At 60.7% G+C, this 2,388-nt stretch carries 2 protein-coding genes; both read right to left on the bottom strand.

Annotated elements, in window-relative coordinates; translation table 11 throughout:
- Positions 1 to 728: 728 nt before the first annotated feature.
- Positions 729 to 1,133: a hypothetical protein gene (locus G4L39_RS00015; RefSeq protein ID WP_165104974.1), complete on the bottom strand. Its 405-nt coding sequence runs from the start codon at positions 1,131 to 1,133 to the stop codon at positions 729 to 731.
- A gap of 34 nt (positions 1,134 to 1,167) precedes the next feature.
- On the bottom strand, positions 1,168 to 2,388 hold a 1,221-nt coding region (locus tag G4L39_RS00010; RefSeq protein WP_165104972.1), incomplete at its 5' end, for an RHS repeat-associated core domain-containing protein.

Genomic DNA, 2,388 nt, shown 5'->3' with positions numbered 1-2,388 from the left:
CCGGACAAGATTCCCGTCCAGGTCGTGGACGAGCAGCTCCGGCGTCTGCACCACCACCGCCGTCCGCACCTCCCCCTGCAGCCGGTCCGGTCGGTCCAGAGGCATGGAGGGACTGAACCACAGAGACACAGAGGACACGGAGAACGGCCAAAGGAGAGCGAACAAAGCATTTCGCGAGCTCTATGGCAGCCGTAGGTGTCCGGCAATGTTTTCCGCAGCCCCTTGCCCCTGCAAAAGTCGGGTGGCCCGTACACGTACTTGCGACCAGCAGCTTGCTGTAGGCGCGTTCCAGCGGACCGCGAGGACGTGGTCCCGCCCACGGGACCTTGCGGGAGGGGCACAGTCCTCTGTGCCCGCATCTTTCTACGGGCCATTGGGCTGCGCTCTGTCCCTTACCTGCGCCGTCCTCGCCCACCCCATAGTGTCCAGATCGTTGCTTGGCTGGTAAGCAACCTCTCCGCCTGGCGCTTCCCCACACGCCGCACGGCTCCATGCATCCCGAGCCCCAATGCAAATCCCCCTGCGCATTCTGTGCCTCTGGGGATCATCGCAATGCCACATCCGCCCAAAGCACGCCGGCCAAAGCATCCGGTGGGTTGGGAGCTGGCGTTGAGGCACAGGACGTCGGCGACCTCCAGTTGTGATCGAGGCTGGCCCTGCGGACTCTATGGATCGTTCCTTTCAGTGCCATGATCACGTCCCGTCGAACTTCCTCCCCGCTGCGCACCTCAATCCACGGGCAAGCCCTTCAGGGCTATCCCCACAAACCCAACCACCACAAGCGCTATGCACTCGCCCAACAGCCCTACCACCGTGAACCCGAGCTTCACATACCACTTCCCCGGGTATACCAGGCCAGCCACAAAAGGAAGAACGGTCAGCCCAAGCAAATAAGGCCCTCCATAGTCCACCATGACCTGTCCGGGATGCACAACCTTGCGCCACACATACGCCGACACCATGATTGCACCCGCACCACCCGCGCCACACAACGCCCATTTCCATTGCTTCAGCGCCCACCCCAACCACACGCTGCCAAATAACACCAGGTGCACGGCAAGTTGCAGCCAACCCCCCAACCATCCGCCACCAAATGAAACGGGCTCGTGTGTAAACACTCCAATCAGCGTCATGCTATACGCAGTTCCCAACACCGCTTTTGCAAGCCTAGAACGTACACAACGCTCCATGGTAACAACCCGTAATCTGATACGGCCTCCACCCACACTTCAGTGCATTTTGAGCCGCCCATACGACCGTGACATAAAATTCACCGAACCACGACCGGTGCGTTTCTAACCACTTGGGATCGAAATCGTACCTGTCCTTCAAACACACGCTATAAAAGAACTTGTTGCACTCGCATGCCGTGTATATCGTCAGCTCCACGTTGCCCAAAGCACACTCCCATGGGGCGCCCACAGCCACTACCTCTTTCCTTTGACTCATCCACCAATGAGACTTCCACCAGTCCGAATTAGGATACCCCAAAAAGCCGTACTCGCATCGGCGCCGCTCTGCTTCGATCATATCCAGCACGGTCATCCCGTTCGCGGCCCTGGCCGCGCTCAACACCGATCGCATCTCCGAGCACGATAACTTCCACGTCCCCCCAGTGCCCGACACATACCTGTCCCACGCTGCCTTCTCCTGAGGCGTACTCAAGAAGCTCCTAATGAGATGTGCGGCTACATCGCAGGGACTTGGCAGCGGGGGTGGATCGCATTTGGGAGGCCACCAAGGCACTTCCATCGGCGGCACGAGACCCAAAACGTCGTATCGGAACACCGGCGCATTAAGGACAAATGCATAGGGCTGCGCACCCACGAGACTCGCAGGCCCGGATCTTAACGAGAAGCTGCCAGGCTGTTCCCCTAACGGATCCCTGCTCAACCACCTTCCCAGGGCGGGACTGTAGGCGCGGTATTCGTACAGCACCAGGCCCGTCGCGTCCTCCGACCGCTTCGTGCTGAACCGGAACGGATTCCACCCCGCCGCGGCACCCGTCAGCCGCAAAGGCTCCCCAAACGGGCCATACTCGTACCGCGCAGTCTCGGTCCCAGTGCTCGCGGACACCAGGGTCCACACGTTCCCGTTGCCGTCATACGTCACAAAGTGCACACCTGAAGCAGGGCTGGTGTTCAGGCGCACCCACAACAACCCGCCCACACCACCCGCACCGTCCAGGGTTTCCGAAAGATCCAATCCCCACACGTACGACCGCACCAGAGCACCGTTCGTCCCGTTCAGCTCCGCAATGGGACGACCGAACATCACGGGATCACTCACCAGCTTCAGATCCTCCACCACCTGCCGCGTGCCGTTGGTCCAGACGTACCGCACCTGCCGTACCCGACGCCCCAACGCATCGTACGTCCAGTCCACCCG

The organism is Limisphaera ngatamarikiensis (assembly GCF_011044775.1).
Lineage (GTDB): Bacteria > Verrucomicrobiota > Verrucomicrobiia > Limisphaerales > Limisphaeraceae > Limisphaera > Limisphaera ngatamarikiensis.
Note: the sequence above shows the minus strand (reverse complement) of the source record. Positions and strands in the feature narration are given on the sequence as shown.